The organism is Saccharomonospora amisosensis (genome assembly GCF_011761185.1).
Lineage (GTDB): Bacteria > Actinomycetota > Actinomycetes > Mycobacteriales > Pseudonocardiaceae > Saccharomonospora_A > Saccharomonospora_A amisosensis.
This window is the reverse complement of record NZ_JAAOYM010000002.1, coordinates 13,070-34,811: the sequence shown is the minus strand read 5'-3', so window position 1 is coordinate 34,811 and position 21,742 is coordinate 13,070. Positions and strand designations below refer to the sequence as shown.

Sequence of the window (21,742 nt, the reverse complement as noted above, 5' to 3'; positions counted from 1 at the left end):
TCAGCTCCCGCGCCGCATGGCGCGGGTTACCAGGTCGGTGAACACCTCGCCGAGCGACGTTCCCGCGGTCTCCATGGCCATCGGGACGGTCGAGGTCTCGGTGAGTCCAGGTGAAGAGTTCACTTCGAGGAAGTACACGGTGCCGTCCGCCGCGACGATCGCGTCGGTGCGGGAAATGTCGCGCAACCCCAGCAACTGGTGCGCGCCGACAGCCAACTCGCCGACCGCTTTCGCCGCGTCGTCGGTAAGCCGGGCGGGCGCGAAGAAGTCGGTGAGGCCCGCGGTGTAGCGAGCGGTGTAGTCGTAAACGCCACTCTCCGGCACGATCTCGACGGCGGGCAGTGCTCGTGGGCCACCGTCGCGCTCCACGACCGTCACCGCCACCTCGACGCCGTCGATGAATCGTTCGGCGAGCACCGTATCCCCGTAGGCGAAGCAGCCGACCATCGCGGCGGGCAACTCGGCGGCGTCGCGCACCACCTGAGCACCAAGCGCCGACCCGCCCTGGTCTGGCTTGAGGATCAGCGGCAGCCCGAGGCGTTCCACCATCGCGTCGAGCACGCCCTGTGCTCCGAGTTCTCGGAACGTGCTGTGCGGCAGCACGACCCACTCCGGAGTGGCGAAGTCGGCACCCGCGACGAGTGCCTTGGCGATCGGCTTGTCCCAAGCGCGCCTGCAACCACGGGAACTCGTGCCGACGAAAGGCACGTCGAGCATCTCCAGCACGGTTTGCACGGAACCGTTCTCGCCCTCACCGCCGTGCAGTGCCACGACCGCGGCGTCCGGCCGGTTGTTGCGAAGCCGCGCGAGCAGGCTGGCGTCGGTGTCCCACTCCTCCACCGTCAGCCCCTGCTCTCGCAGCGCGACGGACAATCGGCGCCCGGATCGAAGCGAAACGTCGCGCTCGTGCGAAAGCCCGCCCGCGAGCACGGCGACGGTAGGTTCGGCCACCCCGGTCACTCCTTACAGTTCGATCGCGTCGCTCAGGCGGTGTCGGGCCCTGGGAACTGCGGGCCCGACACCGCGCGGGTCTGGACGCTACCGAAGGTCCGCATCAACTCCATCTCGGACTCCAGCACGCCCGCGAGCCTGCGCACTCCCTCACGGATGCGCTCGGGTGTCGGGTAGCAGTACGACAACCGCATCTGCCTGCTGCCGAAGCCGTCGGCGTAGAAACCGGTGCCCGACGCGTAGGCCACCCGCGCGGTGACCGCTCGGGGCAGCATCGCCTTGGTGTCGACCCCTTCGGGGACGGTGACCCACACATAGAAGCCACCATCGGGATGCGTCCACGTGGAACCCTGGGGCATGTGCTGCTCCAGCGCGGACAGCATGGCGTCACGACGTTCGCGGTAGTTCTCTCGGAACGTCTTGATCTGGCCCTTCCAGTCGTGTGTTTCCAGATACCGCGACACGACGAGTTGGTTCAGCGTGGGCGGGCACAGGGTCGCGGACTCGGCCGCCAGCACGAGCTTCTCGCGCACGGCGTGTGGCGCCAGCACCCAGCCGACCCGCAGTCCGGACGCGAAGGTCTTGGAGAACGAGCCCAGGTACACCACGTTGTCTGGGTCGAGCGACCGCAGTGCCGGATACGTCTGCCCGTCGAACGCGAGCAGGCCGTAGGGGTTGTCCTCCACCACCAGCACGCCGTGCTCGGCGCAGATCTCGACGATCTCCGCCCGCCGCTCCACGGCGAGTGTCACTCCCGCGGGGTTGTGGAAGTTCGGGATCGTGTAGAGGAACTTCACCCTCCGGCCCTGCTGCTCGGCGTTGGCAAGCGCCTCACGCAGAGCCTCCGGGATCAGCCCGTTGTCGTCCATCGCCACGTGCACGACCTTCGCCTGGTAGGCGGCGAACGACCCGAGGGCGCCGACGTAGGACGGGCCTTCGGCGATCACCACGTCGCCCGGGTCGCAGAACAACCGGGTCACCATGTCGAGGCCCATCTGCGAGCCGACAGTGACGACGACGTCGTCCGGGTGCGCCGAGATGCCCTCCATGGCCATGATTTCGCAGATCTGCTCGCGCAACGTGGGAACGCCGTGCGCGGAGCCGTACTGCAACGCGACGAGCCCGTCTTCGGAGATCAGTTCGGCCATCTGCGTGGACAACGAATCCAACGGCAGCGCCGCCAGGTTCGGCATCCCTCCCGCCAGCGATACGACCTCCGGCCTGCTCGCCACCGCGAACAACGCTCGGATCTCCGAAGCCGTCATGCCGGCGGTACGCGCGGCGTAGCGGTCCAGATGGGGATCGAGGTTGTGGCGGCCGGGTTCGGAGCCCGGTCTGTGGTCGGGAGGCTGGGAGGCAGTCATCGCACACTTCTCGTCTGCTTCGCCTGAAGCGCGTCGGCTGTTCGGGTCTCGCTACCGCGGGTAGACCTGTCGAGTGTAACGGCAGCCCCGGCAGGCACTCCCGCCTTTCCGGGGCTTCTCACATCGACATATGCTGTTTCGTGGATACCCAGTCGCGACCCGGTTGCGCGCTGGTCCACGATCTGTCCGCGCATCTTTCGGGGGAGGTTCGGTGCCGCGACGCGTCGAGGGCGTCACGCTGGACAACCTTGAGCAGCTTCCGCTGAGCTGCCGAAGGTGCGTGTACTGGGAACTCGCCCCGCACCTGCGGGAACAGGCCGAGCAATTCGGTGAAACCGAGGTCGAGAAGGAGGCCTGGGTCTCGGCCGTGCTGCTGGAGTGGGGCTCATGTGGCCGCATCATCTACAGCGGCGACATCCCGGTCGGTTTCGTCCTTTACGCTCCGCCGAGCGCGGTGCCGAGGGCAGCAGCGTTCCCCACTTCCCCACCGAGCGCTGACGCGGTCTTGCTCACCGCTTTCCAGGTACTTCCGGAGTTCCGCGGCGGCGGGCTCGGTCGCGCGCTGGTGCAGGCGGTGGCAAGGGACCTGACCCGGCGCGGCGTGCGGGCGGTCGAGGCGTTCGGTGACGCCGATCCGCAGCCGGACGGCGAGGAACACGTCTGTGTGGTGCCCGCGGGATTCCTGCGCAGTGTCGGGTTCAAGACCGTCCGTCCACACCCGAAGTGGCCTCGGCTGCGACTGGAGCTGCGGTCGTCGATCTCGTGGAAGGAAGACGTCGAAGCGGCGCTGGAGAAGTTGCTCGGCCAGGTCGCCGTCACCACGGCGACATCGAGTGCTACCAGGGCATAGGAACGGCTCACAGAGTTGTCCACAGTTCCTGTGGACAACTCCAGGGTTGTCCACAGGGTGTGGTTACTCCGCCTTCAACAGCTCGTGTGCCAGGACATCGGCGAACGTGAACGTGCCTGTGGGCTGATCGTTCTCACCGAGCAGATAGAGACGCTTGACTGCCACGAGGATGCCCTCGGCCACCACGTCCCGAAAAGCCGGGTCCGATAGCCGCCTACGGTCCTCGGCGTTGGTCAGGTACCCGATCTCCACCCTGACGGCCGGACACCGGGTGCGGGTGAAGATCTCCCAGGTCTTGGGGTGGGTGCGGCAGTCGAGCAGGCCAGTCCTCGCGGCCAGCTCGCGCTGGATGTAGCCCGCCAGCAGCTCACCGACCGTCGAGGTGGTGCCGTTGCCGGTCCCGAAATGGAAGCTCGCCACACCCTGCGCGTAGGGGGAACGGTTCCCGTCGCTGTGCAGCGAAAGGAACAGATCCGCCCCCGCATCGTTGGCGAACTGGGCGCGTTCCAGCTCCGAAGGGCTGTGCTGCGGGCCGCGGGAGATCAACGCCTCCATCCCCGTCGCCTTCATCCTGCCTTCGAGCCTGCGCGCGAGGTCCCAGGCGATGTCGGCCTCCCGCAGGCCCTGCACGGTGACACCAAGGTCAGGCCCGCCGTGTCCTGGATCAATCACGATCCGCTTGCCTCGCAGCCGGGGACCGGCGCGGCGCACCTGTTCCTGCTCGCGCAGGAACACCGGCCGGCCACCACGCGCACGCGGCGACAGCTGCCGCAACGCCCGCACGGTCGCCGGACCACAGATGCCGTCGACGACGAGACCGTAGTCGCGCTGGAAGTTGCGCAACGCTCGCTCCGTTTGGGGACCGAAGCCGCCATCCGGCCTGCCCGCGTCGTAGCCGAGTTCGGTGAGCCGCTCCTGCAGCGCGAACACGTCGTCGCCGTGTACGGGCGAAGAAACCAGGTAGGCCAGCGGCCTGCTGCCGAGGTGGTAGCTCGAACCGCGTAGCGCCCGGTAGGTGGCAGGTCCGACAACACCGTCGGTGATCAGACCACGACGCTGCTGGAACGCGCGAACCGCGTGTTCGACCGCCTGGTCGAACACGCCGTGGCCGTTGCTTTCGTCACCGGCAGGGAGCAGCTCCAGTGCGGAGAGGATCGACCTGATCTCGGCGACTTCCGGTCCGGTGTCGCCGCGGCGGAGTACCCGCATGCACTCCTCGCTCTTCCTTGGGCACCTAGTGCACTCGATGCTTTACAGAACGTCCAGGGCCGGCCGGCCCCGCGGCCCCTATTGTGCCCTGCGGGCTCCGCGACAGCGCGCAGGGCTGGTCCGTACGAGGGGTTCGCTCGCCCGGCCGGGCAACAAGAAACCCGGGGGCGTGTCCCACTCGCCCCCGGGTTTCCTAATCGTCACGCGTGCCTTTCAGAGCACGTCGGAAAGGTCCGACAACAGTGCCGCCTTCGGCTTCGCCCCGATGATCTGCTTGACCGGCCTGCCGCCCTTGAACAGGATCAACGTCGGGATAGACATGACCTGGTAGTCCCTCGCCGTGTTCGGGTTCTCGTCGACATCGAGCTTGGCCACCCGCAGCTTGTCACCGTGTTCCGTCGCGATCTCCTCCAGCACCGGTGCCACCATCTTGCACGGCCCGCACCAGGTGGCCCAGAAGTCGACGAGCACTGGCTTGTCGCTGCCGAGTACGTCGTCGGCGAAGCTGGAGTCGGTCACCTTCACGGTGTCGGTCATCTGTAACTCCCGTCGTGGTTTGTCGGCCTGGACCGGTCAGTTCGCGCGGGCCGCGTAGCCGCCGCCCACCAGTTCGGATGCCTCGGCAGCTTCCTCCACACCAGCGTTTTCCGCCAGCCACCGTTCCGCGTCGATGGCCGCCGAGCAACCCGACCCGGCGGCGGTGACGGCCTGCCGGTAGATGTGGTCCACGAGGTCGCCTGCCGCGAAGACACCCTCGACATTGGTGTACGAGGTGCGGCCCTTCGTGAGCACGTAACCCTCGTCGTCAAGGTCGACCTGGCCGCGCACAAGCTGGCTGCGGGGGTCGTGCCCGATGGCGACGAAGAACCCGGTGACGTCCAGGGTCGACTCCTCACCGGTGACGGTGTCCTTCAGCCGCAAACCGGAGACCTTGTTGTCGCCGAGCACCTCGGTGACCTGCGAGTTGAGCTTCCACCGGATCTTCTCGTTCGCGCGCGCCCGCTCCAGCATGATCCTGGAGGCGCGGAACTCCTCACGCCGGTGCACGATCGTGACGGTGCGGGCGAACTTGGTGAGGAAGGTGGCCTCCTCCATCGCGGAGTCGCCACCACCGACGACGGCGATGTCCTGGTCACGGAAGAAGAATCCGTCGCAGGTGGCGCACGACGACACCCCGCGCCCTAGCAGCTCCTGCTCACCGGGCACGCCGAGGTAACGCGCGGCCGCACCCATGGCCAGGATCACTGCCTTCGCGGCGTATCGCTTGCCGCCAGCCGTGAGGTACTTGACCCGCCCCACCACGTCGAGCTCCTCGACGTCCTCGGCACGCAGATCGGCACCGAATGCCTTGGCCTGCTCGCGCATCTCCTCCATGAGCTCAGGGCCCTGGATGCCGGACCGGAAGCCGGGGTAGTTCTCGACCTCGGTCGTCGTCATGAGCGCGCCGCCGTACTGCGAGCCTTCGAAAACCAACGGCTCCAGTTGGGCACGCGCCGCGTACACGGCGGCCGTGTACCCGGCCGGACCTGACCCCACGATGATCAGGTTACGGACTTGCTCTTCAGCCACCAGTGACCTCCGCTTCGACAACACCTGTCACCCGGCTCAACACGATCCTAGGTGCGAGTGTTCCCAACGTGACGAGTGCCGCGGGGGAACGGGCAACTCCTTCCACGCCATGGAAGATCAAGTCGTCGCCTGTGCTCAGCCGCCCCTGCCGACGGTCTTGTCGAGGAGCAGGTCCGGGTTGTCAGGGCCGCAGTCGGGCGCGAGCGCCACGAGCCGGAATTGCGCGAGCTCTCCTGTGGTGTAGAGCACGATGACCGCGTCCTGCCCATCGATGGTCGCGGGCCGGATGCCGACCGGCTTGGTGTCGGGGTCGATACCGCCCGCCTGCAGGCAGGCGTCCAGCCGTGCCTCGTTGCCGAGTGGACCGAAGTCGCGCACGCCGTTGACCTCTCCGACCGCAGCTTCGAGGCCTCCGCTGTCCAGCGTCAACGACGGCGTGCTCCCAACCGGGTCGTCCGAAGGGGCGGGCTGCGCGACACCGGGTGTGGTGTCGTCGTTACCACCGGGAACGGCGATCAGCGCGGCCGCTACCACGGCGGCGGCAGCGGCGAGGAAGCCACCTCCCCAGCCCGCGATCCGGTTGCGGCGTCGCCTGGCGGCGGCAAGGCTCACGACGTTCGAGCCGTTCGCCGCCGCGCGCTCCTGAGCGAGCGCGGCATCGATACGTCCCGCCACGTCGGCGGGTACGGGTTCCAGCGGCGGTTGCGAACCGAGCTGGGCGAGATCCGCCGTGGTCGCCTCGAGGGCCTCGATGATGGCGCGCGCCTGCGGGTCGGCCTCCACCTGAGGCCACAGCCGTTCCGCCTCCCGCTCGTCCAGCACCCCTGCGTGCAGGTCGGCGAGCACGTCGACAGACCACGGGGGGCCGACAACTCGATCCTGCCCCGTGCCTTCGTCCGTCATCGTCCCTCCCCGGATTTGCTTTCGTGAGTTGGGACGTCACCCTCGCTACCGGGGTTCCGCAGATGCCCCAGAAGTTTGGCCAGTTTGGCGCGTCCTCGGGCGCACCTGCTCTTTACCGTTCCTTCCGCGATGTCGAGCATTCGCGCCGTCTCCGCGACTGAGTAGCCTTCCACATCCACCAGCACGATCGGCACGCGCTGCTCGTCGGGAAGCTCGTCTAGTGCCTGCCTGATGACCAGCCTCGTCTCTCGCTCCGCCATCGAGTCTCGGGGCACGGCGGGCTCGTTGCCACCGTTCTCCGGCAACGGCACGGTAGGTCTCGCCTGCCGTCTACGCACCCTGTCCAGGCACGCGTTCACGACGATTCGGTGCAGCCACGTCGTTACCTGCGACTCGGCCCTGAAGTTCGCGGCGGCGCGAAACGCCGATATGAACGCGTCCTGCAACGCGTCCGCCGCCTCCTCCGGGTCCCTCACCGTGCGCAGCGCGACTGCCCACATTCTGTCCCGGTGCCGTCGGACCAGTTCGTTGAAGGCATGCGGGTCCCCGGCCGTGTGGGCCGCGATCAGATCGGCATCGGTGGGCGCTGGTGCGGTCACGCGGAGAGACTACTAAGGGTGTCATCCGCCCCGGCCATGCAGACCCGCTAGTGGTGTTCACCGCGCGGGCAGGAACAGCAGTTCACCGATCTCCGAGGCGTACTCGGGCTCCTGGCCGGACAGCTTTGTCACCCACACGATGACGTACTGCGCCTGCGTCGGCTGCGGCAGCGAAAGTTCGGTCTGGCTGCCGCTGAGGTTGCCGGAGGCGACCACCCTGGTCTCGTCAAGTTCGGCGTCGGCGCTGTCTGCGACCCGTACCTCCACCGAGGTGCCAGGGCTGTCCGCGGTGATCCGCACCTTCGAGAGGTTGATCGGCTTGTCGAAGGTCGCAACGAGGCCGACCCCGCTCTTGAAGGCCGGGAACTGCTGGCGATACTCGTCGGTGCGCCAGGTGGTGGTGGCGTCACCGTCGATCGCGTAGGGCGCCGTGGCGACGCCGTCGCCGTCACCTTCCGGGTTGTACACGTCGATTTCGTCGGGCGGTACCGGGTTGCCCGTGGTGACCTTTGGCGTCGAAGGGGGCTTGGTCTGCTGCGGTGCTCGCGGTTGCTGCGTCTGGGTCTGCTCCGCCAGGTTGACCGGAGGGCCACTTGCCGAAGGATCGTCCTGGAAGAAGCTGATCGCCATCATGCCGAGCCAGGCGAGGACGCCGACCGCGGCGACGACGAGCACGGTGACGCCAAGGGCCAGCCTTCTGCGGCTTCTCGCGTCCCTCACCGGCTTCTTGGTGGTCCAGACCGCACCGTCGGAGTCGACGTCGGAGCCCTCCTGCCCGCTCTGTTTGATGAGCTGGGTGCGCTCGGCGTCCTCGGCCACCTTGTCGAGCACACGCAGGATCGCGGCGCTGGTGCGGATGCCGCCCTGGCCACCGTCCTCGATGGTGCGCAACGCGAGGGCGGACAGTTCCTCGGGGACCCCTGGAACCACCGCACGGGGGGCCACGACCCTTCCACCGGGGGAACGAGGCGCGGCGGGCAGGGCGGGTGGACCCCCTTCCAGTGCCCAGCGCCCGGTAAGCAGCAGGTACAGCACCGCACCGAGTGCCTTGACGTCGTCGCGCAGTGTGGTGTCAGGCAGCGGCCCCGGGAAGGCGAGGCGCAGTCTGCCGTTCGGTGTCATCCGCAGCCGCTGCGGGTGGTCGATACCCAGCACGAGACCCGACTGGTGGGCCTGCTCGACCGACTCGGCAAGCGCTTGCACCATCCGCGCGGCGGTGGCGGGCTCGGCAGGCCGATCCGCGACGAGGTCGACGAGGTCGGTGCCTTTCGTCCACTCGGCAACCACGATGCCGAGCAGTCCCTCGCTGGAGCTGATGCCGTTGCCGAGCGAAAGCACGTCGAGCACTCGGGCCACACCGGGATGGTTGAACTTCGCCGCGTGAGCGGCCCGCTCCAGTGTTCGCCTTCCCCGCCTGGCGGCCTCGGCGTCCGCGGGGTCACCGACCAGCATGGTGAGCGCGACGTCTCGACGGAGCTGTCCGTCCCTGGCTCGCCACAGGTGGGCGCCCGCGCGCTCGTCGATGCCGAACTGGGCGAGCAGCCGGTAGCGGCCGTCGCCGACGACCCCGCCGGGCGCCAGCGACCCACCACGTGTACGGATGCCCACTGTCGGTCGGACCCCCTACCTGAACGCTCGTCTCCTCTGTGAGTGAGGGTACGTGAACGACGACCCTCACCGTGTGGCATCTGGGCCAAGCGGGTTAAGCGCGCCCGAGCAACTGGGTGATCCGTCGCTTGACCGGAGCCAACTCGTCCACCTTGAGGGCGAGCAGCACCCCGAACGACACCCCGATGCCCACGATTCCCTGTAGGAACAGCTTCACCCAAGCCTGTCCGATCGTGCCGAGCGCGTCCGGGACGAGCATCCCCACCAGCGCGGCCGCCAGCACTCCGAGACCACTCGCGACCACGGTGAACAGGATCACGCCCAGCACGCGCTTGCTGCGCAGGTTGCCCAGCTTCACCCACAACCACACCTGGCCCATGACGGCGCCGACCACGAACACCAGTGAGTTCACCATCATCACGCCGAGTACGACGTTCACCGGGTGCAACTGCGAGGAGGCCAGGTACAACAGCGGGATCTTCACCGCCGTCATCACGACCATGATCAGTGTCGGGGTGCGGGAGTCCTTCATCGCGTAGAACACCCGCATCTGCAACATCACCAGCGCGTACGGCAGCAGTCCGAAAGCCGAGACGGCAAGCGCCTCCCCCAGTCGTTCGGCGTCGGCCACCGATCCCCTGCCGAGCGCGAACAACGCGACCCCGATGGAGGTGCCCGCGACCGCCATGATGGCCGAAACCGGCAGCAACAGCAGCGTGGTGAGCCGTGAACCGTACGACAGGTCGCCGATGAGCCGCCGGTAGTCGTGATCGGCGGCAGCCCTGCTCATCCTCGGCATCAGCGCAGTGAGCAGCGAGACCCCGATCACGCCGTACGGCAACTGGAACAGCAACCAGGCGTTGGAGTAGATCGAGGGTCCGCCCGCGGCTCCCGCGGTGAGCACGCGGGTGTTGATGACCATGCCGACCTGGCTGACGGCGACGTAGCCGAGAATCCACAGCGCGAGACCGCCGAACTCCTTCAGCCGATCGTCGATGCCCCAGCGCCACCGGAAACGGAAACCCGATCTGCGCAGCGGCGGCAACAGGAACAGCGCCTGCGCCACCATCGCGGTGAGCACGCCGATGCCGAGCACCAGCACCTGAGGGTCGCTCATCTGGGTCGGCACGATGGTCGGGTCGCCGGGAACCAGCGCGAAAGCCCCGATCGTGGCGAAGATGACCAGGTTGTTGACCACCGGTGCCCACTGCGCGGGGCCGAAGATCTGCTTGGCGTTGAGGATGGCCGACAGCACCGCGAACAGCCCGTAGAAGAGCAGACCGGGCAGCAGCAGGTACGCGAACCAGGTTGCCAACTGCGGGTTCGCGTCGCCGGTGTCGTCCATCAGCAGCGCGGTCAGCCACGGCGCCGCGGCGGTGGATACGATCGCGCCGACGCCGAGCACCGTGATCGCCATCGTCAGCAGCCGCTGGGTGTAGGCCTCGCCACCGTCGTCGTCGTCCTGCGAACGCACGAGCAGCGGCACGACCACACTGGTCAGCACGCCACCAAGCAGCAGCTCGTTGATGATGAGCGGCAACGTGTTGGCGACGGTGAAGGAGTCGTACAACACGCCGAGCGTAGCCACCCACGCGAGCATGACCTTCCACGCGAAGCCGGTGATTCGGCTGGTCAGCGTGGCGATCGCCATGCGACCGCTGGACCTGGCAAGCGAGGGTGCCTTCTCGGCACCCGCTTTCGGCCGCTCCAGCTGCACTTCCGGCAGCCGCTCGCCGATGGGTTCGGCGGCGATACGCGGCATCATGCGCGTGGCGAGCTCGTCGTACGGGCGCAGCACATCCGGGTCGGCGGCAGGCCAGCGCGCGCCGGGAGGGACCCGGCGGGGAATGAACACGGTGGCGTCGCCGTCGCCGGACCCGGCCGGGGGCCGCCGCGAACCCCGTTGGTCCTGCCGCCACGGCCGGACCGGCTTGGACCTGGTCTCGGGCGGGCGGCCGCGCCGTGGTGGTGGACCAGGCGGTGGTGGTCCCGGTGGTGGACCTGGCGGCGGGTGCGGCGGCGCTGCGGGCGGCGGGCCAGCGGGCGGCGGGCCAGCGGGCGGCGGGCCAGCGGGCGGCGGCGCCTGCCGTGGCGGCGGCTGCCGTACCGGCTGTTGCCTCGGCCTCGGCGGTGGCTGTTCCCGGTAGCGCGGGGGTGGCTGGTTCGCGCCGTCGGGTCGGTTCGGTGGCGGCCCCTCCCTGCGCTCGGGTGGCTGCTGGCGCCTGCGTGGCGATTGCTCCGGCGGTGGTGGTGGCCTACGGACCGGAGGTCGTGGCGGCATCCGCTCCTGGCGTGGAGGCCCGCCCCCACGCTCGGGCGGCCAGCCCAGCTCCTCGTCCAACACCTACCCAATCTTCGCCGGTCAGCTCGGTCGGTTCAGGGTAATCCGGCCGACCGTGGGAACTCAGCCGTGCTCCGCCAAACGTGGCCCGCTCGACCTCCTCCGGCTAGGAACCGGACTGCCCTTCCTGCCCGCGCTGCCGCACCCTGCGGTAGATACGGCGGCCCCCGAGCAGGAACAGCGCGCCGGCCGCCGTCGCGGTCAGCACGACGGTGACGACACCGAACTCGTTGGAGGTCAGTTCCAGCCGCGCCGGGGTCCCCAGCTCCGTGCCGCCGGGCGTGGTGAGCGACACGTCCACGCTGAACCGTCCCGACCGAAGCGCCTCCGCCGGGATGAGCCTGCCGACCCTGCTGTTGGCCGCCAGCGGCGTGTCCTGGACCCGATCGGTCCGCAGCCCAGCGCTGTTGTCGAGTTTGATCCGCACCGTGACCGCGACGGGCAGCGCGTTGCTCAAGGTCACCGGGAGCGGACTCGACCCGGATGCCAGCGAAACCGGCTGCGAGGGGGTCGTCACGGTCACCTGGTTGCCGAGGCTTTCCAGTTGCGTACGTGCCGCCGTCGCCGCGGCCGTGCGTGCGGCTGGGCTGTCCCACGCCGTCGACGTGGCCCTCAGCACGGCGTTGTGCAGCGGCTGGATCAGGCTGATCGGCTGCACCTGCCTTGTCGGGTCCACCGACATCGCGCGCTGCAGGTCGGCGGCGGTGGTCTCGATGTCGGAAAGCCCCGCGATCACCTCGTCCGATACCGGCGAACCCGCGAGGTCGGCGCCGTCGGCCCCGTCCAGTGCGGCGTTGCCGTCGGCGGGCGTGGCCAGCAGGTCGTCCAGCCGAGCCGGGGCCAGCATCCGTTCCTCGTGCAGCCGCGCGAGCGAGCCGAGCAGCGAGTGCAGTTCCGATACCGAGGCGTCCCAGTCGTGCGGCGGTGCGATCAGTGCGGGCCTCTCGGCCGTCTCGTCGCCGAGGCCTGCCCGAAACGCCAGTGCCGCCAGCCCGTTCTGGGTGGCGACGTTGGGTTGGTTGGTCACCGAGTCGGCCCTCCCGGTGCCTGCGAAGGCGGAGGCGACCAGGCTGTCGTAACCGAGCGCGTTGACACCCGCGGTCGTCGTCATCGCCGTGCCGTCGGACGCGCCCGCACCGAGCCGCGCCGGGTCGGTCAGCACGGTCGTGGTGCCCGCGCCCGCCGCCGACCGCAGTGCGGCGTCACCGAGCGAACCCTGCGGCCACAGCACTCCCGCCCTCGGCTGCACGCGCAGCAGGTTCAGGATCGCCGCGCTGTTGTTCACCGCGTCGGCGACGAGGTCGGCCCTTGTCGACACCTTCGACAGCGCGCCGAGGTCGGCGTCGGCGTAAGGGATCTGCACTACGCAGTGGCCAGAAACCAGTTCCCGCAGCGCCTGTAGCCAGCGGCCCGCCTGCTCGCTGCCGGTGCCCCGCACCGGCCCCGTGGGTGTCTGCACCTGGTAGCCCTCCGCCATGGCGGCCACCGTCTCGAGCAGGTCCGGATCGACCGCGAAGCACAGTGACCCGAAAACGTCCGGATTGTCGCGGTACGCCGAGGCAGCCGAGACGAGTGCGTCGAGCCTGCCTCCCGGAGCGAGTTCCTCGGCGAGCTGGTCGTCGGCGAGCACCACCGGTCCGTCGTGGGGGTCGGCGACCAGCTTCGGTGCGGAGGTGATGGGCCACAGCACCGAGGCCGCGACCGGTGGGGTCTCGGCTGGCGGGTCGATGACGGGCAGCAACAGGTTCACCGCGGCCAGCCGGGCCGCGCCGCCGTACGCGGGCGTTCCGTTGACGTTGACCAGCAGCGGGTAGACACCGGGCGCGGACAAACCCAGTTCGGCGAGGGGAACCTCGATGGACAGCTCGGCGCTTTGCCCCGGCTCGAGGGTGGTGGCCACCTCCGACCACTCGGAAGCGCCCGCGTCCGTGGCGGGGGACCCGGTGAGTGTCGATCGCAGCTCTCGTTCGGTGCCCTGCCGTTGCCCGATCTGGAGCCGCGCGACGATGTCGCTGATCCGGCGGTCGCCGACGTTGGTGACGCTGCCCGTGACGTGCAGCGTGTCCTCCTCCGGCGTGGCCAGTCTCGGCGTCATCCGCTCGATGTCCAGCCGCAGCCATTCCGGCGACCGCACCGGCGGCTGCGCCGAAGCCTGCCCGGAAGCACCGAGCAGGGCGTTACCGATCAGGAACACCAGTGCCAGCGCGAACGCGCCGAGCTTCTTCACTGCCTGCTCACTCCAGGGCCCCTTCGAACAACTCGCGAGCCTTGCGCACCAGCTTGCGCTCGTCGGCGTAGGCGAGCCTGCCGTCGAGTTCTGCAAGCGGCACCCACGCCACCTCGGTCACTTCTACGTCCTCGTCGGAGAGTTCCCCACCGTTGGCCTCGAGAAGAAAATGGTGGACCGTTTTGTGCACCCGGCGGCGCTCGGCGACGAACCAGTAGTCGATCGTGCCGAGTGGCCGCAGCACGTGCGCGGAAATCCCGGTCTCCTCCTTCACCTCGCGCATGGCGGTCTGCTCGGTGGTTTCCCCGTCCTCGATGTGGCCCTTCGGCAACGACCACAGCAGTTTGCCCTGCCGGTCGAGCCTGCCGATGAGCACGGCGTTGCGGCGTTGCGAGTCGACGACGAGCCCGCCCGCCGAGGTCTCGTTCACCGTGGTCAGCCGCTTGCCACGGCGGCGCCGGGACCGGCGTCCCGGTTTGGCGCCACCGGAGCGACCGGCCGATCCAGGCATGCTGCGATGCTAGAGCAAACGGCGTCGCCGGTACGCTGGCTTGCCGTGTCCGAGTTGAGCCAGGGGTGTAGTAAGGGGACCGCGTGGGGAGTGGAACCGGTGTGAACGAGGCCGAGCGGACCTCTGACCAGGGGCGGTTGACGCGGGCGAAGCGCAACGCGGTGGCCGAATTACTGCGCATCTCGCCGATCGCCGACGAGCTCGCCGCCAGGTTCGCCGACCGGGGGCACCGGCTCTACCTTGTCGGCGGCAGCGTTCGTGACGCCCTGCTCGGCAGGCTCTCCCCCGATCTCGACTTCACCACCGACGCGCGACCGCAGCAGGTGCAGCGGGTGCTCGCGGGTTGGGCCGAAGCGGTCTGGGACACCGGTATCGAGTTCGGCACGGTGGGAGCCGCGAGGCACGGCAACACGCTGGAGATCACCACGTTCCGTGCCGAGTCCTACGACCGCGTCCGTCGTCACCCGGAGGTCGCGTTCGGTGACACGATCGAGGGCGACCTCGTGCGCAGGGATTTCACCGTCAACGCGATGGCCATCGAGTTGTCGACCAAGACGTTTGTCGACCCGCACAACGGCCTGGAGGCACTCGCGCAGCGCACGCTGGACACCCCGGCCACGCCCGAGGAGTCCTTCGCCGACGACCCGTTGCGGATGCTGCGCGCGGCCAGGTTCGTGGCGCAACTCGGGTTCGAACCCGCGCCGAGGGTAGTCGCGGCGATGACGGACATGTCGGGCGAGATCGCACGGATCACGGCGGAGCGGGTGCAGGCGGAGCTGTCGAAGCTGCTGCTCGGCATCGCGCCGCGACGCGGTATCGAACTCATGGTGGACACCGGGTTGGCCGACCAGGTGCTGCCCGAGGTGCCGGGGATGCGGCTGGCGATCGACGAGCACCACCAGCACAAGGACGTCTACCAGCACTCGCTGACCGTGCTCGACCAGGCCATCGACCTGGAGACCACGCACGAGCCGAAGCTGGAGCCGGACCTGGTGTTGCGGCTGGCCGCGCTGCTGCACGACATCGGCAAGCCCGCTACGAGGCGGTTCGAACCGGGCGGCGGAGTGAGCTTCCACCACCACGAGGTGGTCGGTGCCAAGTTGGCGCGCAAGCGCTTGCGCGCTCTGCGCTATCCGAAGGACGTCGTCAGCGACGTGTCACAGCTTGTGTTCCTGCACCTGCGCTTCCACGGCTACGGCAAGGGCGAGTGGACGGACTCCGCGGTACGCAGGTACGTCACCGACGCCGGTCCGCTGCTGCCGAGGCTGCACAAACTCGTGCGTGCCGACAGCACCACCCGCAACAAGCGCAAGGCCATCGCGCTACAGCGCGCCTACGACGATCTGGAACAGCGCATCGCCCGCATCGAGCAGGAGGAAGATCTGGCGCGGGTGCGGCCTGACCTCGACGGCAACGAGATCATGCGGATACTCGGCATCGAACCAGGCCCGCTGGTCGGCAAGGCGTGGAAGCATCTCAAGGAGGTGCGGTTGGACCGGGGGCCACTCGAGCACGACGAGGCTGTAGCGGAGTTGCGCAGCTGGGCGGCGGAGCAGGGCATCGAACCCCCGAGGTAGGCCGTTCGGGTTCGACGCCGGTCAGTTCGCACGTTCAAGTGCGCCGGTCTCCAGGTGGTGCCCGATGTGGCGGGGCAGCAGGTAGGCGACGGCTCCTCCTGGCAGCGGTCCCCACGCCCGCGTCACGCCGGCGAGCACCCGCAACGGCCGCCGCAGGCGGTAGTGCCGCAGGTCGGACTCCCGCTCGAGCGCAAGTGAGGTCTCCGGGAACGGCGTGCCCTCAGGGTGCACGAGGTTGCCGTTCTCGTTACCGAAGCGACGTACCACGGTGTCACTCGGCAGCGTGAGCATGCGTTTGCCTCGGTAGTAGGTGAGCGGTGGCTCGCCTCGCAGCGGAAGGATCGGCCAGTCGGTGGCGTTGCCCGGCGGTTCGTGCGCCTCCGCGTCGGCGGCAGCACCGTGCCATGCCCGCGCGGGATACAGCAGCAGCGCACCGAGTAGCGCCTCCGCGGCGGCGTGCACGCGAGGGAAGTAGCGCGGCTCCACGGGGCCACCGTCTTCGTGGCGTGCCACCTCCCAACCGTGTGGTGCGCGGCGCAGGCACCAGGCGCCGTCGGCGGCCTCGCCGAGTCGGTACGCGCTCTCCGGCACGCCGTGCTCGGCGAGCCGGGTACGCAGCACTCGCAGCACCTCACTTGCCCGCAGTGGCCGCGTGGGAAGCAGGCCGCGCTCGACAAGACCCACGGGCTCCGGCTCCGCGAGGTCCTCCGGGGTTCGCGGTGGTCGCGGGTTGCCGAGCACGTCAGCCTCCGCCGTGGCCCGAAGCAGGGCGCCGACGTAGGACGGCCGGTAGTTGTTCGCCCTGATGTGCTCCAGCAGGTCGGTTTCCGGCGGAACGCCGTAGGTGCGTAGATAGTGCGGAACGGCGGCGGGCCAGATCCAGCTGCCGTCGGTGTGGAAGGCGTCGGGCACGCTGGACGATCCAGGGCGGAAGATGTCCGGCAGCGCGCCTGGCCTGCTCACCGCCACCGGCGCGCGGTAGAGGTAAGCGAGGATGCGCGGCACCTCGTCCCTTGGTACGGGCTGCCGGTTCACCACAGGGGGTTCGCCGTCAGCTTGGCTGTCGACGACTTTCGCCAACCGCAACGGCACGTCCAGCGGCAGTCCGGCGCGTGCCGCGAGCCAGCTGGGCACCTGCTTGCGGGGGTAGTAGCTCAGCTCCACGTCGTAGCTGCGGGCGGTGGTGCGCCCGTGCGGCGGCAGCCGCCACTCGGGCTCCGCCTCGGTGTCGAAGTCGAAGTCGAACTGCGACTCCGAGTCCAGCGTGAACGTGCCCTGGCACCAGGTGCCGACGTCCGGTTCGTACATCGCGGAGCGCAACTGCGTGAACAGCTGTCCCAGTCGCGGTGGAGCGGACAGCGAAACGATCACGTCGCCTGCGACCGCCCGCACCTCCAGCTCGGAGTAGTCACCGACCTGGCGGAACTGCGCGCCGACACGCTGCCACCCGTGCGGCAGGAACCCCTGTAGCGTGCGGCCGATCGCCCGTAGCAGCGCCTGCGTGTCGCCGCTACCCGGCGCGCTGCGTGGTGTGCCTTCCTCGGCGAAGTCGTGCCGCTCCTGCCAAAGTGCTGTCAGCGTCTCAGGGTCGTCAGTGGTGGTGCTGAGACCGGAGAGCCCGAGCTGGGCCGCCACCCGCTCGTCGGTGCCCACCCAGCGCAGTGTCAGCTCGCCGTCGCTTGAGCGCGGCTCGACGCGGTAGGGCTCGTCGTCGTAGTGGCAGTAGGTGTGGATCGCGAAGGTGGCGCCCGCCTCGGATGCGGGCACGACCTTGGCGGGACGGCCCTGCGATTCGGTGTCGAAGCCCTCTGGCGGCTGCTCGCCTTCCTCGACGACGAGCAGCACTGTGCCGTCCGCCGTGGAGCGCTGCGCGCGGTAGATGCCACCGCTCCACAACGCGTACAGCGCATCGGGTCGATCGGCCACCTCGACTCGGTAGCGCACGCTTCCCCCTCGTTTCAGTGCGTCCCCAGCAACTCCCACGCTTCTCCGGCGCGCTTCACACCGAGTTAATCTAGCGTGCTCGACGGGCACGTTTCGGTGTCGGTCTCGGCGGGACCGGCGGCGGTGGAGCGCTGTGGATCCGTTGCCGCACCCGCTCGGTGCCCTCCCGTACGACATCGAGCACCGTCTGCGCGAGTGTCGCCGGGTCGCCGTGGTCGAACGCGGTCGTCGCGAACTCGAGTCCGGTGAGCGAGCCGGTGGAATCAAGGGTGGCGCGGACGAGCCCGTCCCGTGATGTGACGGTCGTCGACGCGTCGTTGCCAGCCGTGGTCACAAGGGCTCACTTTAACGGGAAGTAGCCAGGTGACCGGCGACCCCGAGCAGATACATCGCGATCGCAACGAGTTGCAGCCCCACCGAGTGCCCGTCGAGTGGAACGAAGAACGCGGCGAACGACACCGCGGCGACCTGGGTGACGTTGAACAGCGTGTCGTAGAGCGCGAACACCCGGCCGCGGGTCTCGTCGCCCACGTCTCGCTGGATCGAGGCATCGACGGAGAGCTTGAGTACCTGCCCTGCTGCGGTGATGGCGAAGGCCGCCAGCAACACGGTGGGCAGCACCATCGGCAGGCCGAGTCCCGCCTGTGCCGCCGCCGCGACAACAAGACCGCCGGTGACGACCGCGCGCCTGCCGAAGCGGGCCACGAGTTTCGGCGTGACCAGCCCGGCGAGCAGGATGCCCGCGCCCCCCATGACGGCGAGTTCGCCGAGCCCGGCCAGCCCCGCCTTGAGCGGGCCGACAGCGGAGAAGGAGTACCGCATCAGCAACACGGTGAGCAGCAGCGAGATGCCGAACGCCGCGCGGTGGGCGAGCAGGGCGACGAGCCCGGCTCGGACGGTGGGGGTGCCCGCGGCGGTCCGCGCGCCGGAGGCGAGACCCGATGCGACGGCGGTGAACACGTTCGCGGGTTCGTCCACTGTGTCCGGGCCGAGGCTGCCGCGAACGAACCTGGTGGCCAGCATGGCGGCGACCAGCGAGCCTACGACGGCGACCGAGGTGGTCCAGGCCGAACCGGTGTCCCCACTGCCTAGTACGGCGCGCAGTCCGATCGCGCACGCACCGCCGAGCACGGCCACCATCGCGCCCGCGGTGACGGAGAGCGCGTTGGCGGCCACCAGCCGCCGCGCTGGCACGACGTGCGGCAGCGACGCGGAGACTCCTGCGCCTGCGAATCGGGAGATGCCCATGACGAGCAGCGCCAGCGTGAACAGCGGCAATCCCTGCATTCCCGCCGCGACCGCGGCAGCGGCCGCGACGATGGCTGCTCCGCGCAACAGGTTCGCGACGACGAGCACCCGCCTGCGGTCCCAGCGGTCGAGCAGGGCCCCAGCGAACGGTCCTACGAGTGAGTAGGGCAGCAGCAGCGCGGCGAACCCGCCCGCGATGGTGAGGGGATCGGCGCCGCGTTCGGGGTTGAAGAGCACCGCGCCCGCGAGTCCGGCCTGGAACAGCCCGTCCCCCCAGTGCATCGCGAAGCGCAGGTACAGCAGCTTGCGAAAGTCGCGGAGTGTGAGCAGCGCGCGAGAGGTGGCGAGCTTTGCCCCGGTTTGCGCCTGCGCGGTCACGATGCTCCAGCTTAACGCGGCGCGCCCGGCAACACCGCGAGGTCACGCCAGGGCGTGGGTGGGATCATGAAGGAGTGCGAGCGGACGCCGAGGTTGAGCCGGGAACACTCCTGGTCGCTGCCCCCACGATGTTTGACCCGAACTTTCGTCGGACCGTGGTCTTCGTGATCGACCACCGCGACGAGGGCACTCTCGGTGTCGTGCTCAACAGGCCGAGTGACGTCCCCGTGGACGAGGTGCTGCCGAACTGGGGCGAGCACGTTGTGGAGCCGCAGGCGGTGTTCGTCGGGGGCCCCGTGGAGAAGAAGACGGCGCTGTGCCTTGCGGCGCTGCGCACGGGCGAGACCGCGGCGAGCGTGCCGGGTGTGATCGCGGTTCGTGGCCCGGTCGCGCTGGTGGATCTGGATGCCGACCCGGACTCGCTCGTGGCCAAGGTGCGGGGACTTCGGGTGTTCGCCGGTTATGCGGGGTGGGATTCCGGGCAGCTCGCGGGGGAGATCGACAGGGGCGACTGGTTGATAGTGCCCGCGCTGCCGAGCGATGTGCTGGCCACGCCGACCAGAGACCTTTGGGGTCAGGTGTTGCGCAGGCAGGGCCTGCCGACCGCGCTGCTGGCTACGCATCCGGGAGATCTGCAACGCAACTGAGGACCGCACTTGTAACAGGGGTTATATAAGTGCTGTTACGATCGCCGTCGTGACCGAGCCGGACGATCGAGAAGCCCAGGACCCCACCGAGATCAGCCACTGGCGACCGCTGCGCCGGCTGCTTGATGCGCTGGACGACGACATCGCACGCCTGTACGAACAGCTCGATGTCAGGGGTGTGCGGCCGCGGCACACGATGCCGCTGATCCGCCTCTCCCGCCGCGGTCCCATGACCATCCGCCAGCTCGCGCAGTCGCTGGAGGTCACCCACTCGGCGATGAGCCAGACCGTGAGCGCGCTGCGCAACGAAGGGCTGGTGACCACGCGTCCTGGCGCCGACGCGCGCACCCGCGAGGTGACGCTGACGGAAAAGGGCAGCGAACTTGTGCCGTTCCTTGAGGCCGAGTGGCGGGCCACCGAGGAGGCCGTGGCCGAACTCGACGCCGAGATCCCCTACCCGCTGACACGGGTGGTGCACGACATCGAGCGGGAACTGGCGCGGGAGCCGTTCCGCGACCGGATCACCCGGCACCTGCGTTCGGTACGGCAACCGCCACAGTGAGAATCGGCGGCCTTGTCGACACCAGACCGCTGCGCGACAGCGCGGCGTTTCGCGGACTCTGGGTGAGCACGACCAGTTCCACCTTCGGCGGGCAACTGCTGGTGGTCGGTGTGCTCGCTCAGGTGTGGCAGCTCTCCGGCAGTTCGGTCGCGGTAGGGGCGATCGGGCTGGCCAACGCCGTGCCCACCGTGGTGTTCGGCATGATCGGCGGTGCGCTCGCCGACGGCCTTGACCGCAGGCGGCTGGTGGTGCTGTCCACCGTGGGTCAACTGCTCAGTGCCGCACTGCTGGCCTGGCACGCCTTCGCCGGGATTCGGTCACTCCCGACCGTGTTGATCCTGGTGGCTGTCCACGCGGCTTTCCTGGGACTGAGCGCGCCGGTACGGCGGACGTTCGTCGCGACCTTGCTGCCGCCTCGGCTGGTCGGTGCCGGAATCGCGTTGACCCACCTCAGCTCGCAGGCGGCGATGCTGGCGGGGCCCGCGGCCGCGGGCGTGATCACCGCGCGGTGGGGCGCCGGAGCCTGCTACGCGCTCGATGTGCTGGCGCTGGCGATCGCGCTGTACGGGGTGTGGCGACTGCCCGCCGCTGCTCGCCCCGGTGGCGAGCCGACCCGCCCCGGGCCGCGCGCGATCTGGGAAGGCTGGCGGTTCATCGGGCGGAGCCCGGCCTTGGCCGGGTCGTTCCTGACCGACGTGTTCGCGACCGTGCTCGCCATGCCGGTCGCGCTGTTCCCGGCGATCAATGCCGAGCGTTTCGGCGGCAACCCGGACACGTTGGGGCTGTTCCTCTCCGCGATCGCCGTGGGCGGCATCGCCGCTGGCACCGCGTCCGGGCTGGTCACCAGATCCCGCGGGGCAGGGCTGATCCAGTTGCTTGCCGCCGGGGTCTGGGGTGTGGGGATCATCGGGTTCGGCCTCGCCCAGCCGTTGTGGCTCGCGCTAGGTTGCCTCGCCGTGTCCGGTGCTGCCGACACTTTCGGTGTGATCGCCCGTGGTGCGCTGGTGCAGGCCGCCACCCCTGACTCCCACCGGGGCAGGGTGAGTGCCGCCGAGTTGGCGCTCGGGATCTCGGGTCCGGACCTGGGCAACTTCCGGTCGGGCGTGGTGGCAGGCGCCACCTCGCCCGCGTTCGCGGCTGTCTGCGGTGGCCTGATGTGTGTCGCCGGGGTGGTAGGACTGGGGCTGCTGAACAGGCCGTTGCGCCGGTTCCGGTTGCCCGGCTCCCCGGATTCGACCCGCTCGCCGGCGTGAA

The 21,742-nt window shown here is 69.2% G+C and carries 19 protein-coding genes; 5 read left to right on the top strand and 14 right to left on the bottom strand.

What is annotated here, in order from left to right; genetic code table 11:
* On the bottom strand, window positions 1-951 hold the full coding sequence (locus tag FHU38_RS23495; protein WP_167176516.1) for a D-alanine--D-alanine ligase family protein: 951 nt from the start codon (window positions 949-951) through the stop codon (window positions 1-3).
* A 32-nt stretch (window positions 952-983) separates the two neighbouring features.
* Window positions 984-2,315: an aminotransferase-like domain-containing protein gene (locus tag FHU38_RS23490; protein WP_167176514.1), complete on the bottom strand. Its 1,332-nt coding sequence runs from the start codon at window positions 2,313-2,315 to the stop codon at window positions 984-986.
* A 211-nt stretch (window positions 2,316-2,526) separates the two neighbouring features.
* On the opposite strand from FHU38_RS23490, the gene FHU38_RS23485 reads away from it, so the two are divergent.
* The gene (locus FHU38_RS23485) at window positions 2,527-3,165 is read left to right on the top strand and encodes a GNAT family N-acetyltransferase (protein ID WP_167176512.1); all 639 of its coding nucleotides are present in this window, start codon (window positions 2,527-2,529) and stop codon (window positions 3,163-3,165) included.
* A gap of 63 nt (window positions 3,166-3,228) precedes the next feature.
* On the opposite strand, the gene FHU38_RS23480 is transcribed toward FHU38_RS23485, so the two are convergent.
* The 9 genes from FHU38_RS23480 to FHU38_RS23440 all read right to left on the bottom strand — a co-directional run bounded on the left by FHU38_RS23480 (window position 3,229) and on the right by FHU38_RS23440 (window position 14,132).
* Window positions 3,229-4,374 carry an N-acetylmuramoyl-L-alanine amidase gene (locus FHU38_RS23480; RefSeq protein ID WP_167176510.1) on the bottom strand — a complete coding sequence of 382 codons (1,146 nt, stop codon included), beginning with the start codon at window positions 4,372-4,374 and terminating at the stop codon, window positions 3,229-3,231.
* A 213-nt stretch (window positions 4,375-4,587) separates the two neighbouring features.
* Complete coding sequence (gene trxA, locus FHU38_RS23475) at window positions 4,588-4,911, bottom strand: thioredoxin (protein ID WP_167176508.1); 324 nt, start codon at window positions 4,909-4,911, stop codon at window positions 4,588-4,590.
* Between the two features lie 36 nt (window positions 4,912-4,947).
* Window positions 4,948-5,943 carry a thioredoxin-disulfide reductase gene (gene trxB / locus FHU38_RS23470; RefSeq protein ID WP_167176506.1) on the bottom strand — a complete coding sequence of 332 codons (996 nt, stop codon included), beginning with the start codon at window positions 5,941-5,943 and terminating at the stop codon, window positions 4,948-4,950.
* A gap of 135 nt (window positions 5,944-6,078) precedes the next feature.
* Window positions 6,079-6,846 (bottom strand): hypothetical protein, encoded by a 768-nt coding sequence (locus tag FHU38_RS23465; RefSeq protein WP_167176504.1) that lies wholly within the window; start codon window positions 6,844-6,846, stop codon window positions 6,079-6,081.
* The gene (sigM, locus tag FHU38_RS23460) at window positions 6,843-7,445 is read right to left on the bottom strand and encodes an RNA polymerase sigma factor SigM (RefSeq protein WP_167176502.1); all 603 of its coding nucleotides are present in this window, start codon (window positions 7,443-7,445) and stop codon (window positions 6,843-6,845) included. Before sigM ends, FHU38_RS23465 begins: the two co-directional genes overlap by 4 nt.
* A 57-nt stretch (window positions 7,446-7,502) precedes the next feature.
* Entirely contained in the window at window positions 7,503-9,053 is a 1,551-nt protein-coding gene (locus FHU38_RS23455) for a protein kinase family protein (RefSeq protein ID WP_167176500.1), read from the bottom strand.
* Window positions 9,054-9,147: 94 nt separating this feature from the next.
* On the bottom strand, window positions 9,148-10,908 hold the full coding sequence (gene murJ, locus FHU38_RS23450; RefSeq protein ID WP_167176498.1) for a murein biosynthesis integral membrane protein MurJ: 1,761 nt from the start codon (window positions 10,906-10,908) through the stop codon (window positions 9,148-9,150).
* 592 nt (window positions 10,909-11,500) lie between these two features.
* Window positions 11,501-13,621, bottom strand: a complete 2,121-nt coding sequence (locus FHU38_RS23445) for a DUF6049 family protein (protein WP_167176496.1) — start codon at window positions 13,619-13,621, stop codon at window positions 11,501-11,503.
* A 7-nt stretch (window positions 13,622-13,628) separates the two neighbouring features.
* Window positions 13,629-14,132, bottom strand: coding sequence for an NUDIX hydrolase (locus tag FHU38_RS23440; RefSeq protein WP_009157255.1), 504 nt, complete (start codon window positions 14,130-14,132; stop codon window positions 13,629-13,631).
* A gap of 83 nt (window positions 14,133-14,215) precedes the next feature.
* Here FHU38_RS23440 and FHU38_RS23435 point away from each other — a divergent pair, with 83 nt between their 5' ends.
* Window positions 14,216-15,709, top strand: a complete 1,494-nt coding sequence (locus FHU38_RS23435) for a CCA tRNA nucleotidyltransferase (protein WP_390623328.1) — start codon at window positions 14,216-14,218, stop codon at window positions 15,707-15,709.
* 21 nt (window positions 15,710-15,730) lie between these two features.
* On the opposite strand, the gene FHU38_RS23430 is transcribed toward FHU38_RS23435, so the two are convergent.
* The 3 genes from FHU38_RS23430 to FHU38_RS23420 all read right to left on the bottom strand — a co-directional run bounded on the left by FHU38_RS23430 (window position 15,731) and on the right by FHU38_RS23420 (window position 19,279).
* Window positions 15,731-17,653, bottom strand: coding sequence for a TNT domain-containing protein (locus FHU38_RS23430; RefSeq protein ID WP_167176491.1), 1,923 nt, complete (start codon window positions 17,651-17,653; stop codon window positions 15,731-15,733).
* A 70-nt stretch (window positions 17,654-17,723) separates the two neighbouring features.
* On the bottom strand, window positions 17,724-17,987 hold the full coding sequence (locus tag FHU38_RS23425) for a YbaB/EbfC family nucleoid-associated protein (RefSeq protein WP_167176489.1): 264 nt from the start codon (window positions 17,985-17,987) through the stop codon (window positions 17,724-17,726).
* Between the two features lie 11 nt (window positions 17,988-17,998).
* The gene (locus FHU38_RS23420) at window positions 17,999-19,279 is read right to left on the bottom strand and encodes an MFS transporter (RefSeq protein WP_313886889.1); all 1,281 of its coding nucleotides are present in this window, start codon (window positions 19,277-19,279) and stop codon (window positions 17,999-18,001) included.
* 74 nt (window positions 19,280-19,353) lie between these two features.
* Between FHU38_RS23420 and FHU38_RS23415 the strand changes: the two genes are divergently transcribed.
* Genes FHU38_RS23415 through FHU38_RS23405 form a run of 3 tightly spaced genes read left to right on the top strand, consistent with a single transcriptional unit; the run spans window position 19,354 to window position 21,741 of the window.
* Complete coding sequence (locus FHU38_RS23415; RefSeq protein ID WP_167176487.1) at window positions 19,354-19,926, top strand: YqgE/AlgH family protein; 573 nt, start codon at window positions 19,354-19,356, stop codon at window positions 19,924-19,926.
* A gap of 49 nt (window positions 19,927-19,975) precedes the next feature.
* Window positions 19,976-20,488 (top strand): MarR family winged helix-turn-helix transcriptional regulator, encoded by a 513-nt coding sequence (locus FHU38_RS23410; protein ID WP_167176485.1) that lies wholly within the window; start codon window positions 19,976-19,978, stop codon window positions 20,486-20,488.
* A complete protein-coding gene (locus FHU38_RS23405; protein ID WP_167176483.1) occupies window positions 20,485-21,741 on the top strand; it encodes an MFS transporter in 1,257 nt (418 codons plus the stop codon). Before FHU38_RS23410 ends, FHU38_RS23405 begins: the two co-directional genes overlap by 4 nt.
* Window position 21,742 lies beyond the last annotated feature (1 nt).

Coding starts and splice junctions, on each gene's coding strand:
- FHU38_RS23490 (WP_167176514.1), bottom strand. CDS start 2,315: ATGACTGCCTCCCAGCCTCCCGACCACAGACCGGGCTCCGAACCCGGC.
- FHU38_RS23480 (WP_167176510.1), bottom strand. CDS start 4,374: ATGCGGGTACTCCGCCGCGGCGACACCGGACCGGAAGTCGCCGAGATC.
- trxA (WP_167176508.1), bottom strand. CDS start 4,911: ATGACCGACACCGTGAAGGTGACCGACTCCAGCTTCGCCGACGACGTA.
- FHU38_RS23465 (WP_167176504.1), bottom strand. CDS start 6,846: ATGACGGACGAAGGCACGGGGCAGGATCGAGTTGTCGGCCCCCCGTGG.
- FHU38_RS23440 (WP_009157255.1), bottom strand. CDS start 14,132: ATGCCTGGATCGGCCGGTCGCTCCGGTGGCGCCAAACCGGGACGCCGG.